At 71.7% G+C, this 26,194-nt stretch carries 26 protein-coding genes; 14 read left to right on the top strand and 12 right to left on the bottom strand.

Features of this window, described 5'->3' with window-relative positions; translation table 11 throughout:
• From BM028_RS08565 to BM028_RS18220, 4 genes are read right to left on the bottom strand one after another with little or no spacing between them, the layout of a single operon-like run.
• Complete coding sequence (locus tag BM028_RS08565; protein ID WP_092385965.1) at nucleotides 1-438, bottom strand: hypothetical protein; 438 nt, start codon at nucleotides 436-438, stop codon at nucleotides 1-3.
• Between the two features lie 57 nt (nucleotides 439-495).
• A complete protein-coding gene (locus BM028_RS08560) occupies nucleotides 496-1,035 on the bottom strand; it encodes a hypothetical protein (RefSeq protein WP_139219789.1) in 540 nt (179 codons plus the stop codon).
• A 46-nt stretch (nucleotides 1,036-1,081) separates the two neighbouring features.
• On the bottom strand, nucleotides 1,082-1,615 hold the full coding sequence (locus BM028_RS08555) for a type II toxin-antitoxin system VapC family toxin (RefSeq protein ID WP_092385962.1): 534 nt from the start codon (nucleotides 1,613-1,615) through the stop codon (nucleotides 1,082-1,084).
• A gap of 4 nt (nucleotides 1,616-1,619) precedes the next feature.
• Nucleotides 1,620-1,844 (bottom strand): hypothetical protein, encoded by a 225-nt coding sequence (locus BM028_RS18220; protein WP_139219788.1) that lies wholly within the window; start codon nucleotides 1,842-1,844, stop codon nucleotides 1,620-1,622.
• Nucleotides 1,845-1,970: 126 nt separating this feature from the next.
• Between BM028_RS18220 and BM028_RS08550 the strand changes: the two genes are divergently transcribed.
• Nucleotides 1,971-2,441 (top strand): YbaK/EbsC family protein, encoded by a 471-nt coding sequence (locus BM028_RS08550; RefSeq protein WP_071296066.1) that lies wholly within the window; start codon nucleotides 1,971-1,973, stop codon nucleotides 2,439-2,441.
• Entirely contained in the window at nucleotides 2,441-3,358 is a 918-nt protein-coding gene (locus BM028_RS08545; protein WP_092385960.1) for a pentapeptide repeat-containing protein, read from the top strand. Before BM028_RS08550 ends, BM028_RS08545 begins: the two co-directional genes overlap by 1 nt.
• On the opposite strand, the gene rsmA is transcribed toward BM028_RS08545, so the two are convergent.
• The 4 genes from rsmA to rsmI all read right to left on the bottom strand — a co-directional run bounded on the left by rsmA (nucleotide 3,303) and on the right by rsmI (nucleotide 7,579).
• Nucleotides 3,303-4,154, bottom strand: a complete 852-nt coding sequence (gene rsmA, locus BM028_RS08540) for a 16S rRNA (adenine(1518)-N(6)/adenine(1519)-N(6))-dimethyltransferase RsmA (RefSeq protein WP_092385958.1) — start codon at nucleotides 4,152-4,154, stop codon at nucleotides 3,303-3,305. The two genes, BM028_RS08545 and rsmA, sit on opposite strands and share 56 nt — an antisense overlap.
• The gene (locus BM028_RS08535; RefSeq protein ID WP_092385956.1) at nucleotides 4,154-5,062 is read right to left on the bottom strand and encodes a TatD family hydrolase; all 909 of its coding nucleotides are present in this window, start codon (nucleotides 5,060-5,062) and stop codon (nucleotides 4,154-4,156) included. The genes rsmA and BM028_RS08535 overlap by 1 nt, the downstream gene beginning before the upstream one ends.
• Entirely contained in the window at nucleotides 5,059-6,636 is a 1,578-nt protein-coding gene (metG, locus tag BM028_RS08530; RefSeq protein ID WP_092385954.1) for a methionine--tRNA ligase, read from the bottom strand. Before metG ends, BM028_RS08535 begins: the two co-directional genes overlap by 4 nt.
• A gap of 121 nt (nucleotides 6,637-6,757) precedes the next feature.
• Nucleotides 6,758-7,579 carry a 16S rRNA (cytidine(1402)-2'-O)-methyltransferase gene (rsmI, locus tag BM028_RS08525; protein ID WP_070418096.1) on the bottom strand — a complete coding sequence of 274 codons (822 nt, stop codon included), beginning with the start codon at nucleotides 7,577-7,579 and terminating at the stop codon, nucleotides 6,758-6,760.
• A gap of 65 nt (nucleotides 7,580-7,644) precedes the next feature.
• Here rsmI and BM028_RS08520 point away from each other — a divergent pair, with 65 nt between their 5' ends.
• Nucleotides 7,645-9,276 carry a dolichyl-phosphate-mannose--protein mannosyltransferase gene (locus BM028_RS08520; RefSeq protein WP_092385952.1) on the top strand — a complete coding sequence of 544 codons (1,632 nt, stop codon included), beginning with the start codon at nucleotides 7,645-7,647 and terminating at the stop codon, nucleotides 9,274-9,276.
• Between the two features lie 13 nt (nucleotides 9,277-9,289).
• On the opposite strand, the gene BM028_RS08515 is transcribed toward BM028_RS08520, so the two are convergent.
• A complete protein-coding gene (locus BM028_RS08515) occupies nucleotides 9,290-9,937 on the bottom strand; it encodes a TetR/AcrR family transcriptional regulator (protein WP_071296070.1) in 648 nt (215 codons plus the stop codon).
• A 166-nt stretch (nucleotides 9,938-10,103) separates the two neighbouring features.
• On the opposite strand from BM028_RS08515, the gene BM028_RS08510 reads away from it, so the two are divergent.
• From BM028_RS08510 to BM028_RS08485, 6 genes are all read left to right on the top strand, one after another.
• Nucleotides 10,104-11,645, top strand: a complete 1,542-nt coding sequence (locus tag BM028_RS08510) for an MFS transporter (protein ID WP_092385948.1) — start codon at nucleotides 10,104-10,106, stop codon at nucleotides 11,643-11,645.
• A gap of 179 nt (nucleotides 11,646-11,824) precedes the next feature.
• Nucleotides 11,825-12,385, top strand: a complete 561-nt coding sequence (locus tag BM028_RS08505) for an MOSC domain-containing protein (protein ID WP_092385946.1) — start codon at nucleotides 11,825-11,827, stop codon at nucleotides 12,383-12,385.
• A gap of 83 nt (nucleotides 12,386-12,468) precedes the next feature.
• Nucleotides 12,469-13,362, top strand: coding sequence for a sulfurtransferase (locus BM028_RS08500; protein ID WP_092385944.1), 894 nt, complete (start codon nucleotides 12,469-12,471; stop codon nucleotides 13,360-13,362).
• Between the two features lie 136 nt (nucleotides 13,363-13,498).
• Complete coding sequence (locus tag BM028_RS08495; protein WP_092385942.1) at nucleotides 13,499-14,566, top strand: NAD-dependent epimerase/dehydratase family protein; 1,068 nt, start codon at nucleotides 13,499-13,501, stop codon at nucleotides 14,564-14,566.
• 4 nt (nucleotides 14,567-14,570) lie between these two features.
• Nucleotides 14,571-15,143 (top strand): P-loop NTPase family protein, encoded by a 573-nt coding sequence (locus tag BM028_RS08490; RefSeq protein ID WP_092385940.1) that lies wholly within the window; start codon nucleotides 14,571-14,573, stop codon nucleotides 15,141-15,143.
• A gap of 38 nt (nucleotides 15,144-15,181) precedes the next feature.
• Nucleotides 15,182-17,017 carry a thioredoxin domain-containing protein gene (locus BM028_RS08485; protein WP_092385938.1) on the top strand — a complete coding sequence of 612 codons (1,836 nt, stop codon included), beginning with the start codon at nucleotides 15,182-15,184 and terminating at the stop codon, nucleotides 17,015-17,017.
• A gap of 54 nt (nucleotides 17,018-17,071) precedes the next feature.
• Here the strand turns inward: BM028_RS08485 and BM028_RS18215 are convergent, their stop codons facing one another.
• Nucleotides 17,072-17,407, bottom strand: coding sequence for a hypothetical protein (locus BM028_RS18215; RefSeq protein ID WP_139219787.1), 336 nt, complete (start codon nucleotides 17,405-17,407; stop codon nucleotides 17,072-17,074).
• A 323-nt stretch (nucleotides 17,408-17,730) separates the two neighbouring features.
• Between BM028_RS18215 and hrpA the strand changes: the two genes are divergently transcribed.
• Genes hrpA through BM028_RS08455 form a run of 5 tightly spaced genes read left to right on the top strand, consistent with a single transcriptional unit; the run spans nucleotide 17,731 to nucleotide 24,706 of the window.
• Nucleotides 17,731-21,591, top strand: a complete 3,861-nt coding sequence (hrpA, locus tag BM028_RS08475) for an ATP-dependent RNA helicase HrpA (RefSeq protein ID WP_092385934.1) — start codon at nucleotides 17,731-17,733, stop codon at nucleotides 21,589-21,591.
• A gap of 18 nt (nucleotides 21,592-21,609) precedes the next feature.
• The gene (locus BM028_RS08470; RefSeq protein ID WP_092385932.1) at nucleotides 21,610-22,383 is read left to right on the top strand and encodes a CPBP family intramembrane glutamic endopeptidase; all 774 of its coding nucleotides are present in this window, start codon (nucleotides 21,610-21,612) and stop codon (nucleotides 22,381-22,383) included.
• Nucleotides 22,380-22,748: a VOC family protein gene (locus tag BM028_RS08465; RefSeq protein WP_070418086.1), complete on the top strand. Its 369-nt coding sequence runs from the start codon at nucleotides 22,380-22,382 to the stop codon at nucleotides 22,746-22,748. The genes BM028_RS08470 and BM028_RS08465 overlap by 4 nt, the downstream gene beginning before the upstream one ends.
• A gap of 6 nt (nucleotides 22,749-22,754) precedes the next feature.
• A complete protein-coding gene (locus tag BM028_RS08460) occupies nucleotides 22,755-24,053 on the top strand; it encodes an HAD-IA family hydrolase (protein WP_092385930.1) in 1,299 nt (432 codons plus the stop codon).
• On the top strand, nucleotides 24,050-24,706 hold the full coding sequence (locus BM028_RS08455) for a CatA-like O-acetyltransferase (protein ID WP_092385928.1): 657 nt from the start codon (nucleotides 24,050-24,052) through the stop codon (nucleotides 24,704-24,706). The genes BM028_RS08460 and BM028_RS08455 overlap by 4 nt, the downstream gene beginning before the upstream one ends.
• A gap of 24 nt (nucleotides 24,707-24,730) precedes the next feature.
• Here BM028_RS08455 and BM028_RS08450 read toward each other — a convergent pair whose 3' ends face one another.
• Complete coding sequence (locus BM028_RS08450; RefSeq protein ID WP_070418084.1) at nucleotides 24,731-25,402, bottom strand: DUF4166 domain-containing protein; 672 nt, start codon at nucleotides 25,400-25,402, stop codon at nucleotides 24,731-24,733.
• A complete protein-coding gene (locus BM028_RS08445) occupies nucleotides 25,399-26,028 on the bottom strand; it encodes an SRPBCC family protein (protein ID WP_092385926.1) in 630 nt (209 codons plus the stop codon). Before BM028_RS08445 ends, BM028_RS08450 begins: the two co-directional genes overlap by 4 nt.
• Between the last annotated feature and the right edge of the window lie 166 nt (nucleotides 26,029-26,194).

Genomic DNA, 26,194 nt, shown 5'->3' with positions numbered 1-26,194 from the left:
TCAGTCGGTGGCGCCGTCCGCCTCGCCGCGGGCTCCGCGCCGTCGGATCACGCCGTCGAGGATCCGGTTGACGAGTCGCCAGGCCGGCCACGCGAGGGCCCCGACCAGCGCCGTGTCGACCGGGCGGCCGAGCGCGCGGATCACGACGTACGCGCCCGTCATCGCCAGGCCGGTCGACAGGGCGGCGTTGAGGCGGCGGGGCGTCCAGCCCTGGTCGTGGTGGTCGCTGTCGTCGTCGCCGTCGCCGTCATCGTCGGGGATGCGGTCGAACGTGATCCCCCACGCGACGAACAGCCCGCCCAGCACGACGGCCACCCACGCGGCGTCGTCGGACGGATCCCGGAGGAGCGCGAGCACGGCGAAGACCACGATGGCGCACCCCGCGACCACTGCCGTGAGCAGGAGGACGAGTGCGGAACGGGAACGCGGTGCAGACACCCGTCGAAGCCTAGGGCCATCCGGTCGATCCGCGCGTGCCCCGTTCGGGACCCCGGTTCAGAGTGCCGCGAGCAGGTCCTGGAGCTCCGCCTTGGCGTCGGGCATGCGTTCCGGTCCGGTGAGCCGTTCCCGCTGCACGGCGATCCGGACCGTGCCCGCCCGGGAGCCGTCCTCGGTGGTGAGCAGCACCGACTCGCGATCGGGGAACGTCCACCGCGCCGACGGCCGCTTCCCGCCCCGGCGTTCCGAGGTCGGGGCGAACCCGAACGCCGCCGTGCAGACCGGCACGACCCCGTCGAGCACCGTCTCGCGCTCCCCGGGCACCTGGCGCGACGCCGACACCGCGAACGAGCCGTCCGATCGTTGCCCGGGGATCCGGAGGCCCCTCGCCTGCTCGTACCCGATCGTGACGCCCTGCGCCCACCACGGCTCGACGCCCTGTTCGACGATCCAGGCGGCGATGGCGGCGTGCCCGATCGTCCGTCCGTCGATCTCGTCGATGCGGGCGTACCAGTCGTCCGGCGTGCGACCGGTCGCCGCGAGCACGTTGTCGGCGGCCATCCCCTGCGCGTGCGATCGCACCGTCCCGTCGGTCATGCCGCCATCGTAGGGGCGGTGCGATCGCATCACGCTCGTGATCTCGTCAGCTCGCGGATCCGGACCGCAGTCGCCGCGCAGCATCGACGCCATCAGGCGAGATGAGGAGCGGGAGTTCCTCACGCGGAACGGTGCCGAACGCGACGTCGCACGTGACGAAGGCGCTGACATCGGCGGCGATCGCGGTCGCGACCTGAACCGCTCCCCGGGTGGTGAGCCCCCACGTCGACATCAGGAGCGGGAGATCGGACGCGACCTCGTCCACGCCCACCCAGTGCATCGAGATCGACCCGAGCATGCCCTGCCAAGCCGCTATGTACGAGGCCGCGGCGTCCTGGCCGATGTCGAACGCCGCGTCGAACACGTCGAGCTCGAGGAGCGTGGTGTACAGGATCTTGGTGTCCATCAGGTCGAGGCGGTCGAGGAACGCGACGGCCTCGACGTGACCCGGCTCGGAGGGGTTCAGGGCGCGCAGCATGAAACTGCTGTCGAGGAGTACCTGGTCCGGACGCGCGGTGCAGGTGGAGTAGGAGAGCACTCCGCGGTCACCGAACGCCGTCGGGCTGAGCGGCTCGAACACCGGCTCAGACCGCGGTGCGTCGGAAGTGTTCGACCGGTGCGGGCCTGACCTCACCCTGGAACGAGTTCAGCGCGCGATGCAGCCGAGCTCGACGTTCTTCCCGCGTCCCTTCGCGCGGCGGCGTTCGTGTGAGGATCGATGCCATCTCCGCCGCGGTGAACACGCGGACTCCGTGACGCACCTCTGCCGGAGCGGTGTCGGTGGCTGGCGGTCGGTACTGGACGCTCATGGTGTCTCCTTCGGTTCGTGGGACGACCGTAGGCGGGCACAGAGCCGGTCTGAAAACATGTTGGATTTCCATGACTTCGGGGCAAGTGCTCGCGCGCGACACCGCTTCCCACGAGGATGGACCGTGATGAACGACCGCCTCGCCACCGTCCAGCGCATCGTCGCCGAAGCCGGCATCGACGCGACCGCCCGGGAACTCCCCGACTCGACCCACAGCGCCGCGCAGGCGGCTGCCGCGCTCGGCACCGAACCGGGAGCGATCGCGAGCAGCCTGCTGTTCCTGGCCGACGGGGAACCCCTGCTCGCGATGACGTCCGGCCGGCACCGGGTCGACACCGACCTGCTCGCCGCCCAGATCGACGCGACCGAGCTCACCATGGCCACCGCGAAGCAGGTCCGCGAGATCACCGGGCAGCCGATCGGCGGCGTCTCCCCCGTCGGGCACCCGGCCCCGATCCGCACGGTGGTGGACGAGGCGCTCCGCGAGTACGACACGGTCTGGTCGGCGGCGGGGACCGCGAACAGCGTGCTCCCCCTGACCTTCGAGCAGTTGCTGTCACTGACCGGTGGGACGGTCGTCCGGGTCAACGACCACTGATGGCGGCGCGGACGCGGGTCGAGCTGGGGCGACGAGAGGACCTCGGCGCCGACTGCGCGAACTGCTTCGGCCTGTGCTGCGTCGCCCTGGCGTTCGCGAAGTCCGCGGACTTCCCGTTCGACAAGGACGCCGGCGACCCGTGCACGAACCTCGACGACGCGGACGGCTGCCGGATCCACCCGCACCTGCGTGAGCGGGGCTTCTCCGGCTGCACGGTGTTCGACTGCTCGGGGGCCGGGCAGAAGGTCTCCCGGCACACCTTCGCGGGTCGCTCGTGGCGCGACGACCCCGAGACGCGGCGGTCCATGTTCGCCACGTTCCCGATCGTCCGACGACTCCACGACCTCCTGCGGTACCTCGACGAGGCGATCACCCTCGTGCGAGCGACACACGACGAGACCTCCTGGGTCGCGGCCTTCGAGCGCGTCCGTCTGCTGAGCGACGGGACGCCGGAGGACCTCACCACCCTCGACGTCGACGCGGAGTACGACCGTGCCCGTCCGCTCCTGCTCGAGGCGAGTGCGATCGCACGTCGGCAGGGTCCGGTCGGTGTCCACGGCCAGCGGGTCGGTCCGGGGACGGACCTCGTCGGCGCGGACCTGCGCGGGGCCGACCTGCGCGGGGCGACGCTGCGGGGGTCGCTCGCCATCGCGGCGGACCTCCGGGGCGCCCGGTTGGACCGTTGCGACCTGCTCGGCGTGGACCTCCGCGACGCGGACCTGCGCGGCACCGATCTCCGTGGCGCGGTGTTCCTCACGCAGATGCAGGTCAACGCGGCGCGGGGCGACGCGGCCACGGTCCTACCGGAGGGGTTCCAGCGCCCCGGGCACTGGAGCACGACGGCGGACGCGGCCGCCGGGGTCACTCCGCCGCGGCGAGGACCGTCCGGCCGAGGCGCACGAAGTCTTCGGCGCTGAGCATCTCGCCCCGAGCCGTCGGGTCGACCCCACCGGCCGTGAGGAGTTCCGACGCCCGGGCACTGCTGCCGAGGACGCCGGAGAGGCTCTGGCGGAGCATCTTCCGCCGCTGCTGGAACGCCCCGTCGACGAGCGCGAAGACCTGCGCCCGCAGTGCTTCGTCCCCGGGCGGGTCGTGCCGGTCGAACCCGACGAGCACGCTGTCGACGTTCGGCACCGGCCAGAACACCTGCCGGCTGACCTGTCCGGCGATCGACCACGACCCGTACCAGGCGGCCTTCACGCTCGGCGCCCCGTAGACCTTGCTGCCGGGGCCCGCGGCGATGCGGTAGCCGACCTCGGCCTGCACCATGACGAGCGCCCGCTCGATCGACGGGAAGGTCGCCAGCAGGTGGAGCAGCACCGGGACGGAGACGTTGTAGGGCAGGTTCGCGACGACGTGCGTGGGCGCCTCGGGCAGGTCCGTCGCGGCGACGGTGAGGGCGTCCTGGTGGATGACCTCGAGCCGGGCCGCCGGTTGCATCGTGGCGACCGTGTTCGGCAGCTGGGCGGCGAGCCGGCCGTCGATCTCCACCGCGGTGACGGACGCGCCCGTCTCGGTCAACCCGAGCGTCAGCGAGCCGAGACCGGGACCGATCTCGAGCACCTTCGAGTCGGCGGTGACCCGACCCGACGCCACGATGCGACGGACGGTGTTCGCGTCGTGCACGAAGTTCTGGCCGAGCTTCTTCGTCGGCGTGACGTCGAGCTGGGCCGCGAGGTCCCGGATCTCCGCCGGGCCGAGGAGCGATGCCACTACTGCTCCACCGTCACGGGCTCGGCGTCCCACGCGCCGTAGACGAGCTCGGTGTTCGAGGCGATCTGCGCCGCGAGCATCGAGGCGTCGGTCCCGAGGGTCTCGGCCATCGACCGGAGGGTGAGCGGGATGAGGTACGGCGCGTTCGGGCGGCCGCGGAACGGCGTCGGCGTGAGGTACGGGGCGTCGGTCTCGACCATGATCAGGTGACGGGGCGCGACCTCGAGCGCGGCACGCAGGGGGGCCGCGTTCTTGAACGTCACGGTGCCGGCGAACGACATGTACCAGCCGCGCTCCGCGCAGAGCCGGGCGAGGTCGGGACCGCCGGAGAAGCAGTGGAACACGGTCTTCTCGGGAGCGCCGACACGGTCGAGGACCTCGACCACGGCGTCGTGCGCGTCGCGGTCGTGGATCGTCAGCGCGAGGTCGTGCGCCTTGGCGATGCGGATGTGCTCCTCGAACGAACGGACCTGGGCGTCGCGGCCGTCCTCGCCGGTGCGGAAGAAGTCGAGACCGGTCTCACCGATCGCCCGGACCCGGGGCAGTGCCGCGAGCCGCTCGATGCCGGCGAGGTGCTCGTCGAGCAGACCCTGTTCCTGCAGCGACGGCGCCTCGTTCGGGTGCAGCGCCACCGCGGCGAGGACCCGGGGTTCCCGTGCGGCGATGGCCGCCGACCACTCCGAGGTGGCCAGGTCGGTGCCGACCTGCACGACACCGCGGACGCCGACGCTCGACGCGCGGTCGAGGTGTTCCCGGTAGTCCAGCGCACCGTCGCCGCCGTCGGCGATCTCCATGTGGGTGTGGTTGTCGTAGACCGGGACGACGAGCGCCTCGGGCAGGGGCGGGTAGGTCAGGTCCCGCTTGGACCCATCGCCGTCACCACGGGCGCGGAGGTGGGCGTCGGTCACGCTGCGCCCTGCTCCGACTGCTCGATGCGCGGGAACAACCCGGACTCGAGCGGGACCACGGTCGAGGCACCCTGCCACTCCCAGGCACGGTCCACCCGCTGCTCGGCGATCGATCCGCCGGCACCGATCGAGGCCCAGAGCTTCTCGGTCGCCTTCGGCATGACCGGCGAGAGCAGGACGGCGACGGTACCGAGCCCACGGAGCGCGGTGGCCAGGACGGTGCCGAGCCGCTCGCGCTGCGCGTCGTCCTTCGCCAGCGCCCACGGCTGCTGCTCGGTGATGTACCCGTTCAGCGCGTCGACGAGCTCCCACACCGCGGCGATGGCCTCGTGCGGGGCGAACGCGGCGATGGCGGCGTCGGCGCGCTCGGTGACGGAGACCGCGAGCGCGTCGATCGCTTCGTCGGACGAGGTCAGCGACCCACGCTCGGGCACCGCACCGTCGAAGTACTTCTGCAGCATCGCGACGAGTCGGGAGGCGAGGTTGCCGAAGCCGTTCGCGAGCTCGGCCTGGTAGCGGGCGGAGATGTCCTCCCAGCTGAAGTTGCCGTCCTGCCCGAAGGTGATGGCGCGGAGGAAGTAGTAGCGGAAGGCGTCGGACCCGAACGTGTCGGTGATCTCCGACGGCGCGATGCCGGTCAGCTTCGACTTCGACATCTTCTCGCCGCCCACGAGCAGCCAGCCGTGGCCGAACACCCGCTCGGGGACGGGCAGCCCGGCGGCCATGAGCATCGCCGGCCAGATCACCGCGTGGAACCGGGCGATGTCCTTGCCGACGATGTGCACGCTCGGCCAGAGGCGCTGGAAGGCCTCGTCGTCGTCGGTGCCGTACCCGAGCGCCGTGACGTAGTTGAGCAGGGCGTCGAACCACACGTAGAGGACGTGGTCGTGGTCCCACGGGATCTGGATGCCCCAGTCGAAGCTCGACCGCGAGATCGACAGGTCGCGCAGACCCTGCTTGACGAACGAGATGATCTCGTTGCGGACGCTCTCCGGCTGGATGAACAGCGGGTTCGACTCGTACAGGTCGAGCAGGCGCTGCTCGAAGTCGGACATGCGGAAGAAGTAGTTGCGCTCGGACAGCACCTCGACCGGGATCGAGTGGATCGCGCAGACCTGCTGCCCCTCGTACGCGCCGGTGCCGGGGACGAGGTCACTCGGCTGCTTGTACTCCTCGCAGCCCACGCAGTAGAAGCCCTCGAACTCGCCCGCGTAGATGTAGCCGTCGTCGTACAGCTTCTGCAGGAACGCCGTCACGCCGCGCTCGTGACGCTCGTCCGTGGTGCGGATGAAGTCGTCGTTCGCCACGTCGACGGTGTCGAGGAGCGGCTTCCACGCCTCCGTCACGAGCCGGTCGGCCCATTCCTTGGGCGTGACGTCGTTGGCCGAGGCCGTCCGCAGGATCTTCTGCCCGTGCTCGTCGGTGCCGGTGAGCAGCCACGTGTCGTCGCCGCGCTGCCGGTGCCAGCGCGCGAGGACGTCCGCAGCCACCTCGGTGTAGGCGTGCCCGATGTGGGGCACGTCGTTCACGTAGAAGATCGGCGTGGTGATGCTGAACGAGGACCCGTCGGACATGCGGACTATCCTACGGGCGGGCGGGAGCCGCATGACGCGCCCCGCGCGCCACCTGTGGAGAACCGGACGGGAGGCGCGGTGCGCGTCCGGAGCCGCGCCTCCAGTCCGGTGACGCTCGCGTCTACCGCGCCGCCAGCGCGCCCTCGTAGAGGTCGCGCTTCGACAGCCCCGTCGCGTCCGCGACGGCCGCGGCCGCCTCCTTCATGCGCGACCCGGCGGCCACCCGCTCCAGCACGAGCCGGACGCCGTCCTCGATCGTCGTGTCGTCGAGCGCTCCGGTCGACCCCTCGACGACGACGCAGATCTCACCGCGCACCCCGTCGGCTGCCCACGCCGCGAGCTCCGCGAGGGACCCGCGTCGGACCTCCTCGTGCAGCTTCGTCAGCTCGCGGCAGACGACCGCGCGCCGGTCGTCCCCGAAGCCCGCGGCCATGTCCGCGAGCGTGTCGCCCAACCGGTGCGGCGACTCGAAGAACACCATCGTCCGCTGCTCCCCGGCGAGCGACGCGAAGAGCCGCCGACGTTCCCCGCCCTTCCGTGTCGGGAACCCCTCGAAGCTGAAGCGGTCCGTCGGCAACCCCGACACGGCGAGCGCCATGAGCACCGCCGAGGGGCCCGGCAACGCGGTGACCGTGACCCCGGCGGCCGCAGCGGCCTCGACGAGGGGGAAGCCCGGGTCGCTGATGGCGGGCATGCCGGCGTCGGTGAGGACGACGACGTCCTCGTCCCGCGCGAGCTCGACGACCTCGGCTGCCTTCGCCCGTTCGTTGTGCTCGTGCAGTGCGATGAGGCGCGGGCGGTTCTCGATGCCGAGCGCCCGCATGAGGTGGATCGCGGTGCGGGTGTCCTCGGCGGCGACCACACTCGCGTTCGAGAGGGTCTCGACCAACCTCCGGGAGGCGTCTCCGAGGTTGCCGATGGGCGTTGCTGCGAGCACGATCACGGGACCATTGTGGTCGCCTGTGCGCGGCTGCGGGGACATGGCGCCGATCCGTAGGATGCTCTCCGATGACCAGCGAGCTGACCGACGACCGCACCGCCGTCCCCGACGGGCCGGTCGGCTCCCGTCTCGACGACTGGTGGGGGCGCACGCTCTCCACCGCCAAGCGCGTCGCCGTCTGGCGCTGGGCCGGGCCCCTGGCCGTCACGCTGCTGGCCGCGGTGCTGCGGCTCGTCGCCCTCGGACACCCGCACTCGCTCGTGTTCGACGAGACCTACTACGTCAAGGACGGCTGGTCGATCGTGCACCTCGGGTACGAGGGCACCTGGCCGGGCAACCCCGCCGACAGCTCCCTGCCGACGACGGACCAGCGGTTCGCGTCCGGTGAGACCTCGCTGTTCACCAGCGCTGCGGAGTTCATCGCGCACCCGCCGCTCGGCAAGTACCTCATCGGCCTCGGGATGCTCCTGTTCGGCGCGGACAACTCGTTCGGCTGGCGGTTCGCCGTGGCGGTGCTCGGCATCGCGACCGTGTTCCTCACGGCGGTCATCGCCCGGTCGCTCTTCCGCTCGACGCTGGTCGGCACCCTCGCCGGCTTCCTGCTCGCGATCGACGGGCAGGCGATCGTGCTGTCCCGTGTGAGCCTGCTCGACGGGATCCTGACGTTCTTCGTGGTGCTCGGCTTCGGCGCGCTGCTGCTCGACCGTCGCTGGACGTCCAAGCGGCTCGACGCCTGGGTCGCCCGGCGCACGGCAGCCGGCCGCGACACGCTCTGGGGACCGGTGCTCTGGTGGCGTCCGTGGCTGATCGCGATGGGGGTGGCCCTCGGACTCGCGACCGCGACGAAGTGGTCCGGCATGTACTTCCTCGCGTTCTTCGCGGTGTACTCCGTGCTGACCGACATGATGCTGCGGAAGCGGGCCGGCATCGAGTTCTGGTCCTCGAGCGCCTGGCTGCAGCAGGGGCCGGCGTCGTTCCTGCTCACGGTGCCGATCGCCGCGGTCACCTACGTCGCGTCGTGGACCGGGTGGTTCGTGTCGAAGGACGGCTGGGACCGCGACTGGATCGCCACGGGCGGGCAGCGCTGGACCGGCGTGCTGTCGTGGGTGCCGGACAGCCTGCAGAACTGGTGGCACTACCAGTCCGAGATCTACGGCTTCAACATCGGCCTGCACACCCCGCACTCGTACCAGGCGAACCCGCTGCTCTGGCTGCTCATGCAGCGGCCCACGTCGATGTACTACGTCGGCACGAACGCCGGCCAGGACGGCTGCACGGCGACCCGCTGCGGGGAGGCCATCACCGGCATCGCGAACCCCTTCATCTGGTACGCGGCGGTCATCGCGACCGTGGCGCTGCTGGTGCTCTGGATCCTGCGTCGCCGGTGGGAGTACGCCTTCGTCCTGATGGGCGTCGCGGCGGGGTACCTGCCGTGGCTGCTCTACGTGAACCGGACGGTGTTCCAGTTCTACACGGTCTCGTTCGAGCCCTTCATGGTGATGGCGCTCGCCGCGGCGATCGGGTTGGTGCTCGGGTCACGGGACGATCCCCGGCCACGCCGGACCCGAGCGGTCGTGTGGGTCGGCGTGTACCTCGGGGTCGTGGTGCTCGCGTCGGCGTACTGGTTCCCGATGTGGACCGGCATGCAGATGCCGTGGGACTTCGTCCGGTCGCACTACTGGGTGCCGAGCTGGTTGTAGCGCGTGCGCGGCGTCAGGACTGCGCGTGCAGCGCTCGCTCGATCGATTCACGGTCGAGCGGGTCGCCGAGCATGGGCGCTTCCCGTTCGCCCGGGAGCACGCCCTCGATGAGCACCTCGGCGTAGCGCCGCCAAGCGTTCGGGTCGTGCGCGCGGGTGGTGTCCGCGACGGCGCCGACCATCGAGGTGAGCATCGGCAGGTCGCGGTAGTCGAACCCGACCCGCACGACGCCTGCGTCCCGCGCACGGCGGATGATCTCGGAGACCTGGGTCTCGAGTCGATCGCGTTCCTGCACGATCGACGGACGCGACTTGCCGGCACGCACGATGGCGTCGGCGAGGGCCCGGTCGCGTGCACGGAACTCGAACACGCCCATCAGGTACACCCGCAGGGACTCGCGCGGATCGGACTCGTCCGCCGCACGTGCTGCCGCGTCGTTCATCGCCTCGAACTTGGTGGCGAGCAGCGCCTCGATCAGGGAGTCCTTGTCGGCGAAGCGGCGGTAGACCGTCCCGACGCCGACCCCGGCCTCGTGCGCGATGTCGTTCAGCGTGACCGACAACCCGCGTTCTGCGAAGCACTTGCGTGCCGTCTGCAGGATCAGCTCGCGGTTGCGTGCTGCGTCGGCGCGGAGGGGGCGCTCGAGGTCGGTGGTGCTCACGGTCTCGACGCTAGTTGAACTTTCTGGGAATAAGCGGATGCGGACCTTCCGTTTCGGTCTACACTGATCACAAGCGGATGCATCGCATCCGCTTCACCCCTCCCTCTCCCGGAGCGCCCGACGGCGCGTGCTCCACCATCCCTCCACCTTCTCGAAGGAGGCTGCCGTGACGGCAGAACAGACCGTGCCGACCCCCACGGGGACCGCACCCACGACTTCCGGCTCCACGCCCGACAAGAGCAACCACCGTTGGATCGCCCTGGCGGTCATCGCCCTCGCGCAGCTGATGGTCGTGCTCGACGCGACGATCGTCAACATCGCACTGCCCTCGGCCCAGGCCGACCTCGACTTCGGCACCGACCAGCGCCAGTGGATCGTCACGGCGTACTCGCTCGCGTTCGGGTCGCTGCTGCTCCTCGGCGGGCGGCTCGGCGACCTCTTCGGCCGGAAGAACACCTTCATCATCGGGCTCGTCGGCTTCGCCGTGGCGTCCGTGCTCGGCGGCCTGGCGGACTCGTTCGGCCTGCTCGTCGCCGCTCGTGCACTGCAGGGCGTGTTCGGCGCGCTGCTCGCCCCCTCCGCGCTGGGCATGCTGACGACGACCTTCCGCGACCCGAAGGAACGCGGCCGCGCGTTCGGCATCTTCGGGTCGATCGCCGGCTCGGGTGCCGCGATCGGCCTGCTCCTCGGCGGCGTGCTCACCGAGTACGCGTCGTGGCGCTGGTGCCTCTACGTGAACGTCGTGTTCGCGGTGCTCGGCGTGATCGGCGCCCTGGTGTTCATGGCGAAGCCGCCGAAGGTCGAACGCCCGCGCATCGACGTCGCCGGCGTCCTCACGATCACTGCCGGCCTGGTCGGCGTCGTCTACGGCTTCTCGAACGCCGAGACCAACGGCTGGGACTCCCCGGTCACGATCGTCATGCTCGCCGCGGGCGTGGTGCTCATCGCGGCGTTCGTCTTCATCGAGACCCGCGTCGCGCACCCGCTGCTGCCGCTCCGGGTCGTGCTCGACCGTGACCGCGGTGGCTCGTTCATCGCGATCGGCCTGGTGGCGATCGGCATGTTCGGTATCTTCCTGTTCCTGACCTACTACCTCGAGCAGACCCTCGGGTTCAGCTCGCTGCAGACGGGTCTGGCGTTCCTGCCGATGCCCCTCTCGATCATGATCTCGGCGACGCAGATCGGCGGTCGCCTGCTCCCCCGCGTCGGGCCGAAGGTGCTCATCTTCGCCGGTGGTCTCGTCGCGTCGATCGGTCTGCTGCTGCTCCTCCGCACGGACCTCGTCAGCTCCTACGCGGGCACCGTCCTGCCGGCGCTCATCGTGATCGGCCTCGGCATGGGCACGATCTTCTCGTCCGCGATGAACACCGCGACGACCGGGGTCGCCCGTGCCGACGCTGGCGTCGCCTCGGCGACGGTGAACACGATGCAGCAGATCGGCGGCTCGATCGGCACCGCGCTCCTGTCGACGATCTTCGCGGACGTCGTGGCGAACAGCCTCTCCGGGCTCTCCGCGGCGCCGACGAAACTCCAGCAGGCGCAGGCCGTGCTCGACGGGTACCACGTGGCGTTCGGCATCTCGGCGGGCGTGCTCGTCCTGGTCGCCCTGGCCGGTGGGATCCTCATCAACCGCCAGTCGGTGCGGCTCGCGAAGCTCGAGCACGCCAGCGCGGCGACGACGGGCAGCATCCCGACCGCGGCGCACTGACCCGTCCCGCTCGACACGAACGGCCCGTCCCGGTTCTCCGGGGCGGGCCGTTCATGTGCGCGGGCTCGCCCTGGGTTGCACGCGGTCTTCGACAACCCGCGGGTGGATCGACTCGCGGAACGTCGCACTCCGCGCGGGACCCCCTCGCGCCCCGACCCGATCCGCGCCAGGATCGAGGGGTGACCGAACACCAGGAAGACCACGCCGCCGTCGTCTCCGTCAGCCGCGACACCGACCACCGGTTCAGCAAGCCGGTCGTGGACGAGGTCGTGCTCGTCGCCGGCTGGGGCATCGAGGGCGACGCACACGCCGGCACCACGGTCCAGCACCGGTCCCGGGTCGCGCGGGACCCCTCGCAGCCGAACCTGCGGCAGGTCCACCTGCTGCACACCGAACTCTTCGACGAGGTCGCCGAGGCCGGGTACGAGGTCGCTCCGGGCCAGATGGGCGAGAACGTCACCACCCGCGGTGTCGACCTGCTCAGGTTGCCGACCGACACGCTCCTGCACCTCGGCGACGACGCGTGCGTCCGCGTGACCGGCCTGCGGAACCCCTGCCAGCAGATCAACGACTTCGAGCCCGGGCTCCTGCGCGCCGTGCTCGGTCGCGCCGAGGACGGCTCGGTCGAACGCAAGGGCGGCGTGATGGCCGTCGTCGTCACCGGCGGGGTCGTCCACCCCGGAGACCGCATCCGCGTCGAGGTCCCCGCCGGCACGCCGGAACCGCTCCGTCCGGTCTGACGATCCGCCGCAGGACGCGGCCCGGTTGCGTCGTGTGTCGGTTTCCCTCGCACACGTCAGGGGTGCCGATTACCCTTTCCGGCATGGCCCCCGTCCTGACCTCGCCGCTCGTGTCGACGCAGTGGCTCGCAGACCACCTCGGTGCTGACGAGCTCGTCGTGCTCGACGCGTCCGTGCACACCGCGGGGACCGGTCTCGAGACGACGTGGCAGACGGCGCGGGACTCCTACGAGCAGCGCGGACACGTCCCGGGCGCCCGGTACGCCGACCTCGTCGAGGCGTTCTCCACGCCCGACGCCGACGTCCCGTTCACCCGACCTGGCGCGGAGCGGTTCGAGTCCGCGGCCGGCGACCTCGGCGTGACGAACACCTCGACGGTCGTGGTCTACGACGACAGCGTCGGCGAGTGGTCGGCGCGGCTCTGGTGGATCTTCCGCTCATTCGGCTTCGACTCCGTCGCTGTGCTCGACGGGGGCTTCACGAAGTGGCGGGACGAGGGTCGCCCGGTGCGCGTCGGCGCGCTCCGATCGGCGCCGAAGCCAGCGTCGACCCCGGCGTCGCACGTGGGCGACGCGACAGCGACCACGACCTTCCTCGCGGGCGAGGAGCGTCCGCTCTGGGCCGACCACGAACGAGTTTCCCGTGCCGTCTCGGGCGAGCAGCCCGCGTCGCTGGTGTTGGCCGCGCCTGAGTCCGCCCTCGGCGCCGAACACCCGCCGATCGTCCCCGGCAGCACCCCGATCACCGTGGACACGCTCGTGGACCCCACGACGAACGCGTACCTGCGCCGTCCCGCCCTCGAGCAGGCCTTCGCATCGGTACTCGACGCCGACGAGATCGTGACCTACTGCGGTGTCGGCAGTGCCGCGTGCGTCGACGCCCTCGCGCTGACGGTGCTCGGCCACGAGAAGGTCCGGGTCTACGACGGGTCCCTGCTCGACTGGTGGCGGCGCGAGCCCGAGGCACTGGCCTCCTAGCCCGACGCCGGTGACACCGGCGGCCGACACCGGTGACACCGGCAGCCGACACCGGCGGCCGACCCCGGCGCCACCGGCGGCCGACGCCGGCGGCCGTCTCGGGTGGCCCGACACCCGCGCCGACTACCGTTGACCCATGAGCACCAGACGCGCGGTCGTCCTCGGCGGTACCGGCGGGATCGGTTCGGCCGTCGCGCGTGCGCTCCTCGACGCCTCCGGACGCGGCGGCGACGACTGGCAGGTGGACGTGGTCGCCCGGCGCGGTGGCCCCGTCGCCGACGAACTCACCGCGGCGGGAGCGACGTTCACCCCGGGCGACCGTCGCGACACCGCCGTCCTCCGCGACCTCCTCCGCCCCGGCGCCGACCTGCTGGTGGACACGGTCGGCCTCACCCGCGACGACGCCCGGCAGCTCCTGCCCTTCCTCGACGACGTCGGCTCGACCGTGTTCGTGTCGTCGAAGGCCGTGTACGCCGACGAGCAGGGTCGGCACGCGAACTCGCTGGACAAGCCCGTGTTCGGCGGCGCGGTGACCGAGCTGCAGCCGACCGTCGCGGCGGGTGACGGCGACCCCACCGGTCGTGACGGCTACGGCGCCGCCAAGGTCGCCGCCGAACAGGTGCTGCTCGACCACGGCGCCCCGGTCACCGTGGTCCGGCCATCGAAGGTGTACGGCGTCGGCATCGGTCGGCCCCGCGAGTGGTTCGTCGTCCGGCGGGCGCTGGACGGTCGGGAGCGCATCCTCCTCGCCGACCACGGCCGCAGCGTCGACCACACCACGGCCGCCAGCGGCATCGGTTCCCTCGTCCACCTCGTCGCCGACGCACCGGCCCGCCGCATCCTCAACGTCGCCGACGACACCGCGCCGAGCGTGCTCGAGATCGTCCGCACCATCGCCGGTCACCTCGACCACCCGTTCGACGAGGTCCTGCTCGACGCCGACGCCCCCGCGTTCGTGGGCACCACCCCGTGGACCACGCCGACGCCGTTCGTCCTCGACACCACCGCCGCACGCTCCCTCGGGTGGGAGCCGCCCGTGTTCGCGACCGCGGTCCGGCCGGAGCTCGACTGGCTCGTCGAGACGGCGCACGCGGTCCCGGCCGGCAGCGACGTGCCGTGGGCCGACGACCCGTTCTGGGACCGGCTGTTCGACTACGGCCCCGAGGACGCCGCCCTCGCCCTCCTGTCGCTCAACGGGGACTGACGCCGTGCGCCGCTCCGAGGTCCTCTTCATCGGGGGCAGGTCCGGCGTGGGCAAGTCGACCGCGGCAGAGGCACTCCACGACCTGCTCGTCGCCGCCGACGTCCGGCACGCCGTCATCGAGGGCGACTTCCTCGACCTCGCCCACCCCGCGCCGCACGTCGAGCACCCGGAGGCCCGCCTCGCCGAACGGAACCTCGCCGCGATGTGGGCCCGGTACCGCGAACTCGGTCACCACCGGCTCGTGTACACGAACACCGTGTCGGTGCTGGAGCGGGACGCGTTGGCCGAGGCGATGGGCGACGATCCCGTCGTGACCGCCGTGCTGCTCCGCGCCGGCGACACGACGACCGCCGACCGGCTGCGCCGTCGTTCCGGTGGGCACCTCCCCGAGGCGCAGCTGGCGCACAGCACGCGGACGGCCAGGAGGCTCGACTCGGCTGTCCGAGGCGACGTCACCCGGGTGGACACCGACTCTCGGTCGCCGGCCGACGTGGCCGCGCAGCTCGCGTCGCTCGTGGGCTGGGTCGGTCTGCGGCTGCCTGTGGACACCGCGGATCCGTCCACAGATCGCGACTGAGGGCAGCGCACCCAGGACGGTCGAGGCAGGCTGGACGCATGACCGACAACCGCCTCGGCTCCGCCGTCAGCCCGTACCTCCGCCAGCACGCCGACAACCCGGTGGACTGGCGTGAGTGGGGTCCGGAAGCCTTCGCCGAGGCCCGCGAGCGCGACGTCCCCGTGCTCGTGTCGGTCGGCTACGCCACGTGCCACTGGTGCCACGTCATGGCACGCGAGAGCTTCTCCGACCCGGGCATCGGCGAGCTGCTCCGCCAGGACTTCGTCGCGGTGAAGGTCGACCGCGAAGAACGGCCGGACGTGGACGCCAGCCTGATGGCCTCGGCGAGTGCCTTCACGCAGCAGCTCGGCTGGCCCCTGACGACGTTCCTCACACCGGACGGGCACGTGTTCTTCGCGGGGACGTACTTCCCGCCGTCGCCCGTCGGGCAGGTGCCGGCGTTCCGGCAGATCCTGGCGGCGGTGCTCGACGCGTGGACCGAGCGCCGGCACGAGGTGGACGCGAACGCGAGTGCGATCGCGGCGGCGATCCGGCAGGGGGCCGAGGCGGACCGGACCGCCCGCGGTGGCGCGGACGGTGGCGGGGACGAGCCGCGCCTCCCGAGCGTCGACGACGTCCGAGCCGTCGTCGACCAACTGGCACAAGCCGAGGACACCACCTACGGCGGTTTCGGCGGTGCCCCCAAGTTCCCGAGCGCGCCGCTGCTCGAGTTCCTGTCGGACGTCGCCGCCGACGGCGACGCTCGGGCGTCCGCACTGCTCGAACGTTCCCTGCACGCGATCCGCGCGAGCGAGCTGACCGACGCCGACGGCGGGGTCTTCCGGTACGCGACCAAGCGCGACTGGTCGGTGCCGCACTACGAGCGGATGCTCTACGACAACGCGGGACTGCTCGCGGTGGCCGGGGCGGAGCAGGCCCGGGGGATCGCCGACTTCCTGCGGGACACGCTCCGGCGTGCGGACGGCGGGTTCGTCGCGGCACAGGACAGCGAGTCCACCATCGACGGCCGGCGGGTCGAGGGCGAGTGGTACCGACTCCCGCTCGACGAGCGTGGGCGGCTCGATCCTCCGCCGCTCGACGACCAGGTGCTCACCGGGTGGAACGGCCTGGCGATCCGGGGGCTCGCCATCGCCGGGGCCCGCCACGGGGACGCCGAGATGATCGAGCTCGCACGGGGTGCGGCCGACGCGATCGTCGCCGGACACCTCACGGACGGACACGTGTCGGTGCGGTCGAGCACTCCGCGCGGCGCGTCGACGGCGGCGCCCACCATCGAGGACGTGGGACTCCTCGCCGAAGGACTCCTCGAACTCGCCCTCGTCACCGGGGAGCTCCCCTACGCCGACGTCGCGCGCACGCTGGTCGACGACGGCCTGGCCGGGCGGTTCGACACCGACCCGGTGCTCGCGGCAGCCGGCACCGCCACGGGCGAGCAGCCGCAGACCGCCATGCGCTCCGGCACGGTCGCACTCGCCGCGGCCGCCGCGACGCTCGCCGCACTGACCGGCGACGAGTCGTACCGGGCGGCGGCGGTGTCGCTCGTGGCCGACCGGGCCGTCACCGGGACGGAGCGGCCGCTCGGGCACGCCGATGCCCTCGGGGTCGCGCTCGCGCTGCAGCGGCCCTCGCGCGAGGTCGTCGTGGTCGCGTCGGACCCGGACGACCCGATCCGTGCGGCGGCCCGCGGCGCTCGGCGTCCGGGGACCGTCGTCGCCACGGTGACGCCGACGCAGGCGGCCGACTGGTCGGCCGCGGGCTTCACGCTCTTCGAGTCCCGCGGCCGGCTCGACCCCGCCGGGTACGTCTGCCACGACCGCGTGTGCGCCCTGCCCGCGCGGTCGGTCGACGAGCTGACGGCACAGCTCAGCGCGTGACCAGCTCGCGGCCCGACCGGCGGCGACACCCGGAATCGGCGGAGTCAGGGGCGCTCAGAGCCGGCCACGGGCGATGCGCCCGGTCCGAGCGAGGTTCCCACGGACCTCGGTCGCGACGACAGCGAGCATCGCGACCGTGCTGGCGACACCCCACACAACGGCGGACAGGCGGAACGACCAGTCATCGGACGCCCACGGGCCGGCCGCGACCGACGACCAGCTGAACGCAGCGGCGATGAAGAGCACGGCGGCGAGCGCCGTACGAGCGATGCTCTTCCCGCTGAGCTGTCCGGTGAAGACCGACGAAGGGCCGAGCGGCGCCGACATCGACGACGACGTGACGAACGCCTCGACGATGGCGTGCCGTGCACGGAGGACTCCGATCCCCACACAGAGCGCCGCTCCCAGCAGCAGCGAGGCAGTGATCGCCACTGCGACGACATCCGGACCGCTCCGAGCGCCCCCGAGCACCGCGAGTGCGACCGAGACCGTCCCACCCCAGAACCGTCGGCCGGTGCTCAGTTCCGCGTCGAGCGTCCGGACCGCGGCCAGTGCATCCCAGGGCCGCTCCCGAGCGGTTGCCGCTCCTCGCACCGCACCACGCGCGCTCGGGCGGATCCACACGTGCACCGGCCGGTTCCTCTCCTCGGCGATCGAGTCCGCACGACAGGCTAGCGACCCACCGACCCCCGGCGCGGTATCCTGGAGGGCTCATGTCTGCCACCCCCGTCATCACGTACCCGCCCGAACTGCCGGTGTCGCAGCGGCGGGACGACATCGCTGCCGCCATCCGCGACAACCAGGTCGTGATCGTCGCCGGTGCCACGGGTTCGGGCAAGACCACCCAGCTGCCGAAGATCTGCCTCGAGCTCGGACGTGAGCACATCGGGCACACCCAGCCCCGGCGGATCGCTGCCCGGACCATCGCCGAGCGCGTGTCCGAGGAGCTCGGGGGCGAGCTCGGCGGCCTCGTCGGGTACCAGGTCCGCTTCACCGACAAGGTGTCCTCCGACACTCGGGTCAAGCTGATGACCGACGGCATCCTGCTCAACGAGATCCACTTCGACCGCGACCTCAAGCGGTACGACACGATCATCATCGACGAGGCGCACGAGCGGTCCCTCACCATCGACTTCCTGCTCGGCTACCTCAAGCGGCTGCTCCCCCGTCGGCCGGACCTCAAGCTCATCATCACGAGTGCGACGATCGACCCCGAGTCGTTCTCGCAGCACTTCGGCGGGGCACCGATCATCGAGGTGTCCGGCCGCACCTACCCGGTCGAGATCCGGTACCGCCCGCTCGTCGCGGAGGACGCCGACGACGCCGACCGCGACGACGAAGGCGACGAGGACGATCCGCGGACGGACGACCACGGCGGCCGCACGGCCGACGACCGCGACACGATGCAGGGGATCACCGACGCGCTCGACGAACTCGCGCAGGAGGACCCGGGCGACGTCCTCGTGTTCCTCTCCGGCGAGAACGAGATCCGCGACGCGCAGGACGCCATCGAGGGCAAGCGCTACCCCGGTACCGAGGTCCTCCCGCTCTACGGTCGTCTGTCCGCCGCCGACCAGCACCGGGTCTTCGAGCGGCGCACCACACCGGGCATCCGACGCCGAGTGGTCCTCGCGACCAACGTGGCGGAGACGAGTCTGACGGTCCCCGGCATCAAGTACGTGATCGACGTCGGCACCGCCCGCATCTCGCGCTACTCGCCGCGGGCCAAGGTGCAGCGGCTGCCGATCGAGGCGATCTCGCAGGCGAGCGCGAACCAGCGCTCCGGTCGCGCGGGCCGCACGAGCGCCGGCATCGCGATCCGGCTCTACTCCGAGGACGACTTCGAACGCCGTCCGGAGTTCACCGACCCCGAGATCCTGCGGACGAACCTCGCGGCGGTGATCCTGCAGATGATCTCGCTGGGATTCGGCGACATCGAGGCGTTCCCGTTCCTGCAGCCGCCGGACTCCCGGGGTGTGAAGGACGGCCTCGACCTGCTCCGCGAGCTCCGAGCCGTCGACGCCGCGGGCACGATCACGAAGACCGGCAAGCAGCTCACCCGGTTGCCCATCGACCCCAGGCTCGGACGCATGGTGCTCGAGGCCGGTCGGCAGGGCGTCGGGCGCGAGGTCATCGCCGTCGTCAGCGCCCTGAGCATCCAGGACCCGCGCGAGCGCCCCCTCGAGAAGCGCGCACACGCCGACCAGTTGCACGCCCGGTTCGCCGATCCGACGAGCGACTTCCTCACCCTGCTCAACCTCTGGAACCACATCGAGGACAAGCAGGACGAGCTCTCGTCCAGTGCGTTCCGCCGCCTGTGCAAGGCCGAGTTCCTGAACTACCTCCGCATCCGCGAGTGGCAGGACCTGTACCGGCAGCTCTCCCGCGCGGCGAAGCAGGTCGACGTCCGCATCGGGCAGGCGCGCTCCGACGACGGCGACGCGGTGCACCGTTCCCTGCTGGCCGGACTCCTCAGCCAGATCGGTCTGCGCGACCGTGAGAAGCGCGACTACCTCGGCTCGCGGAACACCCGGTTCGTGGTGTTCCCCGGCAGTGTCCTCGCCAAGAAGCAGCCGGACGCGGTGATGGCCGCCGAACTCGTCGAGACGAGTCGGCTCTTCGCCCGGACGGTCGGTCGGATCGACCCGGCGTGGGTCGAGCCGCTCGCCGGGGACCTCCTGAAGCGGACGTACGGCGAACCCCACTGGGAGAAGAAGCAGGGTGCGGCGGTCGCCTACGAACGGGTCACCCTGTTCGGTGTCCCGATCGTCCAGCGCCGCCGCGTGCAGTACAAGCGCGTCGACCCGGAGCACTCGCGTGAGCTCTTCATCCGGCACGCACTCGTCGAGGGCGAGTGGGACGCGCAGCAGGCGTTCGACCGCGACAACCGCCGGCTGCGGCGCGAACTCGAACAGCTCGAGGAGCGCACGCGTCGCCGCGACATCCTCTTCGACGACGAGCGGGTCTTCGAGTTCTACGACGCCCGCATCCCGGCCGACATCGCGACCACGCGCGACTTCGAGGGCTGGTGGCGGCAGACGAGACGCGAGCAGCCGGACCTGCTCACGATGCGCCGGTCGGACCTGCTGGACGAAGACGCGGCCGAGGCCGCACAGGACCAGCAGGAGTACCCGACCCAGTGGCGGAGCGGCGACCAGCGCCTCGCGATCAAGTACCGGTTCGAACCCGGCGCGCAGGACGACGGCGTGAGCGTGCAGGTGCCGCTCGCGCTGCTCCCCCGCATGCGCGAAGAGGGCTTCGACTGGCAGGTGCGCGGCCTCCGCAAGGAGCTCGTCACGGCGCTCATCAAGTCCCTGCCGAAGCAGATCCGGAAGAACGTCGTCCCCGCTGCCGACTGGGCCGAGAAGATCGTCGCCGAGCTCCCCGACGACGCCCCGACCGAGCCGACCGAGTCGTTCCGCGCCACCCTCGCCAAGGCGATCCAGCGCATGACCTACGTGCCGGTGTCGGAGGCGGACTTCGACCTCTCGCGGGTACCGGCTCACCTCCTGCCGACGTGGGCGGTCGTCGACGAACGCGGCCGTCGGGTCGAGGCTGGCAAGGACCTCTCGGCCCTGCAGACGAAGCTCAAGGACCGGACGCAGCAGAGCGTCGCCTCGGCGACGACGCGCGCCGCAGGGCGTCCAGGAGGCGCGGCTCGCGTCGCGTCCGCCGCCTCCGGTGGCGCTGTGGAGCGGTCAGGGCTCACCGCCTGGCCGTCCGACGACCTGCCGCAGGTGCTCGACACGAAGCAGTCGGGTGGCGTGATCCGCGCGTACCCGTCCCTCGTGGAGGAGGGCGACGGCCCGAAGGCGACGGTCGGCGTCCAGCTGCTCGCGACGCCGTCCGACCGGGCCGTGCGGATGCCCGCGGGTGTCCGGCGGCTGGTCATGCACGCGGTGCCCTCGCCGGTCTCGTACATCCAGTCCCACCTGACCGCGCAGGAGAAGCTCGCGCTCGCCGCCAGCCCGTACCCCTCCACCGCGGCGCTCTTCGACGACGTCCTCGCGGCGGTCGTGGACGCCGGGATCCGCCGGGACCACCCCGACGGGCTGGTGTTCACGAAGACCGACTTCGAGTCCGTGCGCGACACCGTGTCCGCGACCGTCGTCGACACGATGTTCACCGCCGTGTCCGAGGTGGCCGCGGTCCTCGCCGCGCACCGGGCCGCGGAACGGTCGCTCAAGCAGGCGAACTCGATGTCGCTCCTGCCGGCGCTCACGGACATGCGGCAGCAGATGGAGCGGCTCGTGTTCCCGGGGTTCGTCTCGGTCGCCGGACTCGATCGTCTCCGGCGCATCCGGGTGTACCTGCAGGGCGTCGACGCACGCGTGCAGAAGCTCCTGCAGAACCCCGGCCGGGACGCCACGTGGATGCGCGAGGTCACCGTCGCGACCGACCGGTACGTCGACGCGGGCGGCACCTTCCCGCCGTCCGTCGGAGCGCACCCCGAACTCGTGCACGCCCGCTGGATGCTCGAGGAGTTCCGGCTCAGTCTGTTCGCGCAGGAGCTCGGCACCGCCGAGACGGTCTCGCTGCAGCGCATCACGAAGGCGCTGGCCGCCGCCCGGTGATCCCGCTAGCCTCGGGGCATGGTGGGGACGACGGCGGGGCCGGAACGGGTGCAGGCGCGGTACGGCAGGGCGATCGAGCGCAGGGACGGGCGGGACTTCCCGTACTACGACGGTGATCCGCTGCCGTTGTCGATCCTGCAGTGGGTGGCGGTGATCGCCGCGTGTGCCGTCGGGTTCCTCGTCCTGAGCTTCACCCCCGCGGCGGACAACGTCCAGTCGCTGGTCCCCCGGTTCCTCTTCGCCGCGATCCCCCTCGCGGTGTTCATCGCCTTCACCCGGCGGCACTGGTCGCGGATCTTCCAGCGGACCACGGCGCGGGACGTCCTCACGATGGTGGGGTTCGCGGTGGCGAACCTCATCGTGACCTTCGCGGTGGGCATCGTCGTCAAGTACGTGTTCGGCGCGAACTCGAACGGTGCGACGGACGGCATCCACGGCGCGGCCGAGGTGACGGCCTTCTACGTCGGCACGGCGATCCAGCTGTTCGGCGAGGAGCTCTTCTCGATCCTGCCGTTCCTCGCCGTGCTGTCGTTCTGCGCGCGCGGCGGGATGTCACGGAAGGGCGCGATCCTCGTGGCGTGGCTCGTGACGGCGGTCTGGTTCGGCGCCGCGCACCTGCCCACGTACGGCTGGAACCCCGTCCAGGCGTTCCTCGTCATCGGTGTCGCACGGCTCGTCCTGACGCTGGCGTACATCCGCACGAAGAACATCGCCGTCAGCACCGGCGCGCACATCATCAACGACTGGGTCCTCTTCACCTTCGCGATCGTCACGGCGGGAGCACTCCTGTGATCGGCACACTCGACGTCATCGTCCTCGACTGCGCGGACCCTCGCGCGCTCGCCCGCTTCTACGCCGAACTGCTCGGCGGCGAGATCGTCGGCTTCGACGAGGACTGGACCGAGGTCGCGCTCCCCTTCACGGACCACCGGCCGATCCTGGCCTTCCAGCAGGTGGCGGAGTACCGCGCCCCCGAGTGGCCCGGCCAGGACGTCCCGCAGCAGAGCCACCTCGACGTGAAGGTCGACGACCTGGACGCCGGCGAGACCGCGGTCCTGGCCATCGGGGCGACGGCGACGGGCTCGGGGACGGACACGTTCCGCGTGTACCTCGACCCGGCCGGGCACCCGTTCTGCCTCATCCGTCCGAACGACTGACGGCTCGTGACGGGCATCCGAGCGGTCCTGTTCGACCTGGACGGCGTCATCCGGCACTTCCACCCGGAGCACGTCGCGGCCATCGAGCGCGCGCACGACCTGTCCCCGGGAACGATCGAGGCGGTGGCGTTCGCCGCACCCCTGATCGACGAGGTGACGACCGGCCGGATCACCCGGGCCGAATGGGTCCGGGCCGTCGGCGAGCGCATCGGCGACCATGACGCCGCCGAGGTCTGGGGCCGACAGCCGTTCACCCCGGACGCCGAGGTGCTGGCGCTCGCGGACGAGCTCCGCGCCGCCGGGTACACGACGGCGGTGCTCACGAACGGCACGGACGGCATCCCGGCCGAGGTGGCCTCGTTCGGCCTGCACGACCGGGTCGACGCCGTGTTCAGCTCGCACGAGATCGGGTTCGCGAAGCCCGACGTCCGGGCCTTCCGGCACGTGCTCGACGTGCTCGACCTCGACGGACCCGAGGTGTTCTTCACGGATGACTCGGAGCGGAAGCTGGCCGGGGCGGAGGAGCTCGGCATGCGGGTCCACCACTTCACCGGGGCCGACGGACTCCGGGCTGCCCTGCGCTCGAGCGGCATCGACCTCACCGACGCCGGTGGATCCACCTACCGGGCCCGCATCGACCTGCTCGCGGAGGCGGTCGACGGGTTCGAGGCGGTGCTCCGGTCGGGCGACCACCGCGCCGTGGTGCCGTCCTGCCCGGGGTGGACGCTGACGGACCTCGCCGGGCACCTGACGGACGTCCACCGCTGGGCCCTCGGCCAGCTCACCGGAACCGACCCGGAAGCGCCGGAGCCCGCCGACCTCGCCGACCGGTTCCGCGCCGGCGCGGACCGCCTCGTGGCCGCGCTCCGCGCGCGCCCCGCGGACGCCGCGTGCAGCGCGATCTACCCACCCGACACGGCCGGCACGTGGGCACGACGGCAGCTGCACGAGACGACGATCCACCTGTGGGACGCGCAGCAGGCGGTCGGGGGCGAGCCGCGCCTCCAGGCCGACACGGCGGCCGACGGCGTGCGCGAGGCGGTCGGCGACCTGTACCCGCGCCAGGTGCGCCTCGGCCGCGTCGACCCGTTGTCGCAGACCGTCGTGTTCCGGTTCCCGGACGCCGACGGCGAGGCGGAGCTCGTCGGGACGGCGGGTGCCGGGCCGGCGGTCCGGGTGACGGGGCGGGCGGAGGACCTGCTGCTCGTCCTCTGGGGCAGGCGTCCACTCGACACGGTCGCCGTGACGATCGACGGGGACCGTTCGGCACTCGACCAGGCGCTCGCGACGAAGCTGGTCCCATGACCGAGCTCCGCCCCGTCGACCTCGACCGCTGGCCCCGACGCGAACACTTCGAGCACTACCGCGACCGGGTGCCCTGCACGTGGGAGATGACCGTCGAGCTCGACGTCACGGACTTCGCCGAGACCGTGCGCGCCACGGACCGCCGCACGTACGCGTCGCAGATCTGGGCGATCGCCTCGGTGGTGAACCGGCACGCCGAGTTCCGGATGCAGCTGCTCGACGACGGGTCGCCCGCCGTCTGGGACGTGGTGCACCCGATGTTCACCGTGTTCCACCCCGACACCGAGACGTTCTCGGTGCTGACCGTGCCGTACGACGACGATCCGGCACGCTTCCACGAGGCCGCGGTCGCCACGATGGAGCGCTACCGGCACGACCACCGGATGTTCCCGCAGGAGGACCGCCCGCGGAACGTGTTCGACATCTCGACCCTGCCCGGGGCGTCCTTCACCGGGTTCGCCCTGCACGTGCGGGACGGCTGGGACCACCTGCTGCCGATCTTCACCATCGGCCGGTACCGGTTCGTCGAGGGACGCACCCTGATGCCGCTCGCGCTCCAGGTGAACCACGCGGTCACGGACGGCTTCCACGGGTCCCGGTTCGTCGACGAGCTCCAGACGGTGCTCGCCGAGGCGGGGTGGCTCCGCCGCTGAACACCCTGGTGCCCGCCGCCGCGGTCAGGTCCGGAGTTCGGTCCGCCGCGGCTTCAACCGCTCGGGGGCGTCGGTCGCCGGCGTCCACTCGCAGGTGAACGTCCCGCGGTAGCCGAACAGGAACCCGAAGACGCGGTTGTGCACCTCGAGGTCGACGTGGAACGCCTGGTCGTCGTCCGACCACCACTCGTGCAGGGTCGCGCGACCGCTGAACAGCATCGGGAAACGGAACGCGATCGGCCCCTCGTAGAACCGCTGCGCGTCCGAGGTCAGGACGAGGCCACCGCGGTCGTCGACGGTCAGGTCGAGGTCCACCGCGAGGTGCTGGTGGGAACCGAGGTAGTCGAGCACCCGGCCGTCGACGAGCACCATCGTGGCGTCGAACCGAGCCGTCCGCCCCGGCTTGGTCGTGTAGGTCCGGACGAACGTCACCGTCTCGCGGCCGTACCGGTCGCGGTAGGGGTAGTTCTCGATCGTGAACGGCACGTCCGTCCCGACGTCCGGGACGAGGATGTTCCGCAGTCGCCCGATCTGCAGGAACGGCACGGTCCACCACGGTCCCCGGCGGATCGACGTCATGACGCCGCGGCCGGTGCACGCCTCGGCGGCGTCGAGACCGACGCCGAACCTGCGGCGCATCTGCGGGTGCAGCCGCTGGAAGTCGGCGCCGAGCGCCTCCTCGAACACCGAGCTCATCGGTCGCCTCCCGGGTCGGGCAGCGCTGCCAGGGTGGCGGGCGCGTCGTGCAGCTGGTCGCCTCGCCGGGTGCCACCGACGGGCGCGCGGCGGGTCCTGGAGGCGCGGGGCCGGTCCCGCCGCCACGGCTGCAGCACCGAGGTGAGCGGCCAGGCCTCCGGCTCGGCCCCGCCTTCCAGCCAGATCCGGAGCCGGTCGAAGCTCCACGCGGTCGCCCAGCCGAGGAGCGGCCGGACCACCAGGTCGAGCGGGCCCCAGCCGGAGTCGTAGTCGTAGCCGGTGACGAACCGGGTGCGCCCGTCGTCGGTCGGGACGTACCGCCAGTAGCCGCGGCCGGCCCGGATCGGCGACAACCGGTCGTCGGTCGCGAACCGCAGTGCCGACGTGCGGGTGCCGTCCGCACGACGTCGCTCGCCGATGCTCACGCCGGTGCCGTGCACGTCGTGCATCGGGGAGCGCCGGACGTACGTGAAGCGGGCGGCACCGTCGGCGTCCGCCGGCTCGGGGACGATCTCGGAGAAGCGGACGTCCCACCGGACGTGCTGCTCGGGGTCCTGCGTCGCCGCCCACACCCGGTCGACGTCGGCGTCGATGACCGTCTCGACGTAGATGGCGCGCTTCCCCACAGGGCTGAGCGTAGGGCACGGAGCGCGCCGGGTTCGGGCAATCCGCACGACCGTTGACCGTTCCGGTTCGCGATCCCCGGGTTCCGCGAACCGGAACGGTCACGACCGGAGCCGGATGCGAACGTCCGCGAGCCAGCGGGGTCCGGTGGGGGGGGGGGGGGGGGGG

Source organism: Curtobacterium sp. YR515, from assembly GCF_900113095.1.
Taxonomy (GTDB): domain Bacteria; phylum Actinomycetota; class Actinomycetes; order Actinomycetales; family Microbacteriaceae; genus Curtobacterium.
The sequence above is the reverse complement of the archived record's forward strand: the minus strand, read 5'-3'. Positions and strand labels throughout refer to the sequence as shown.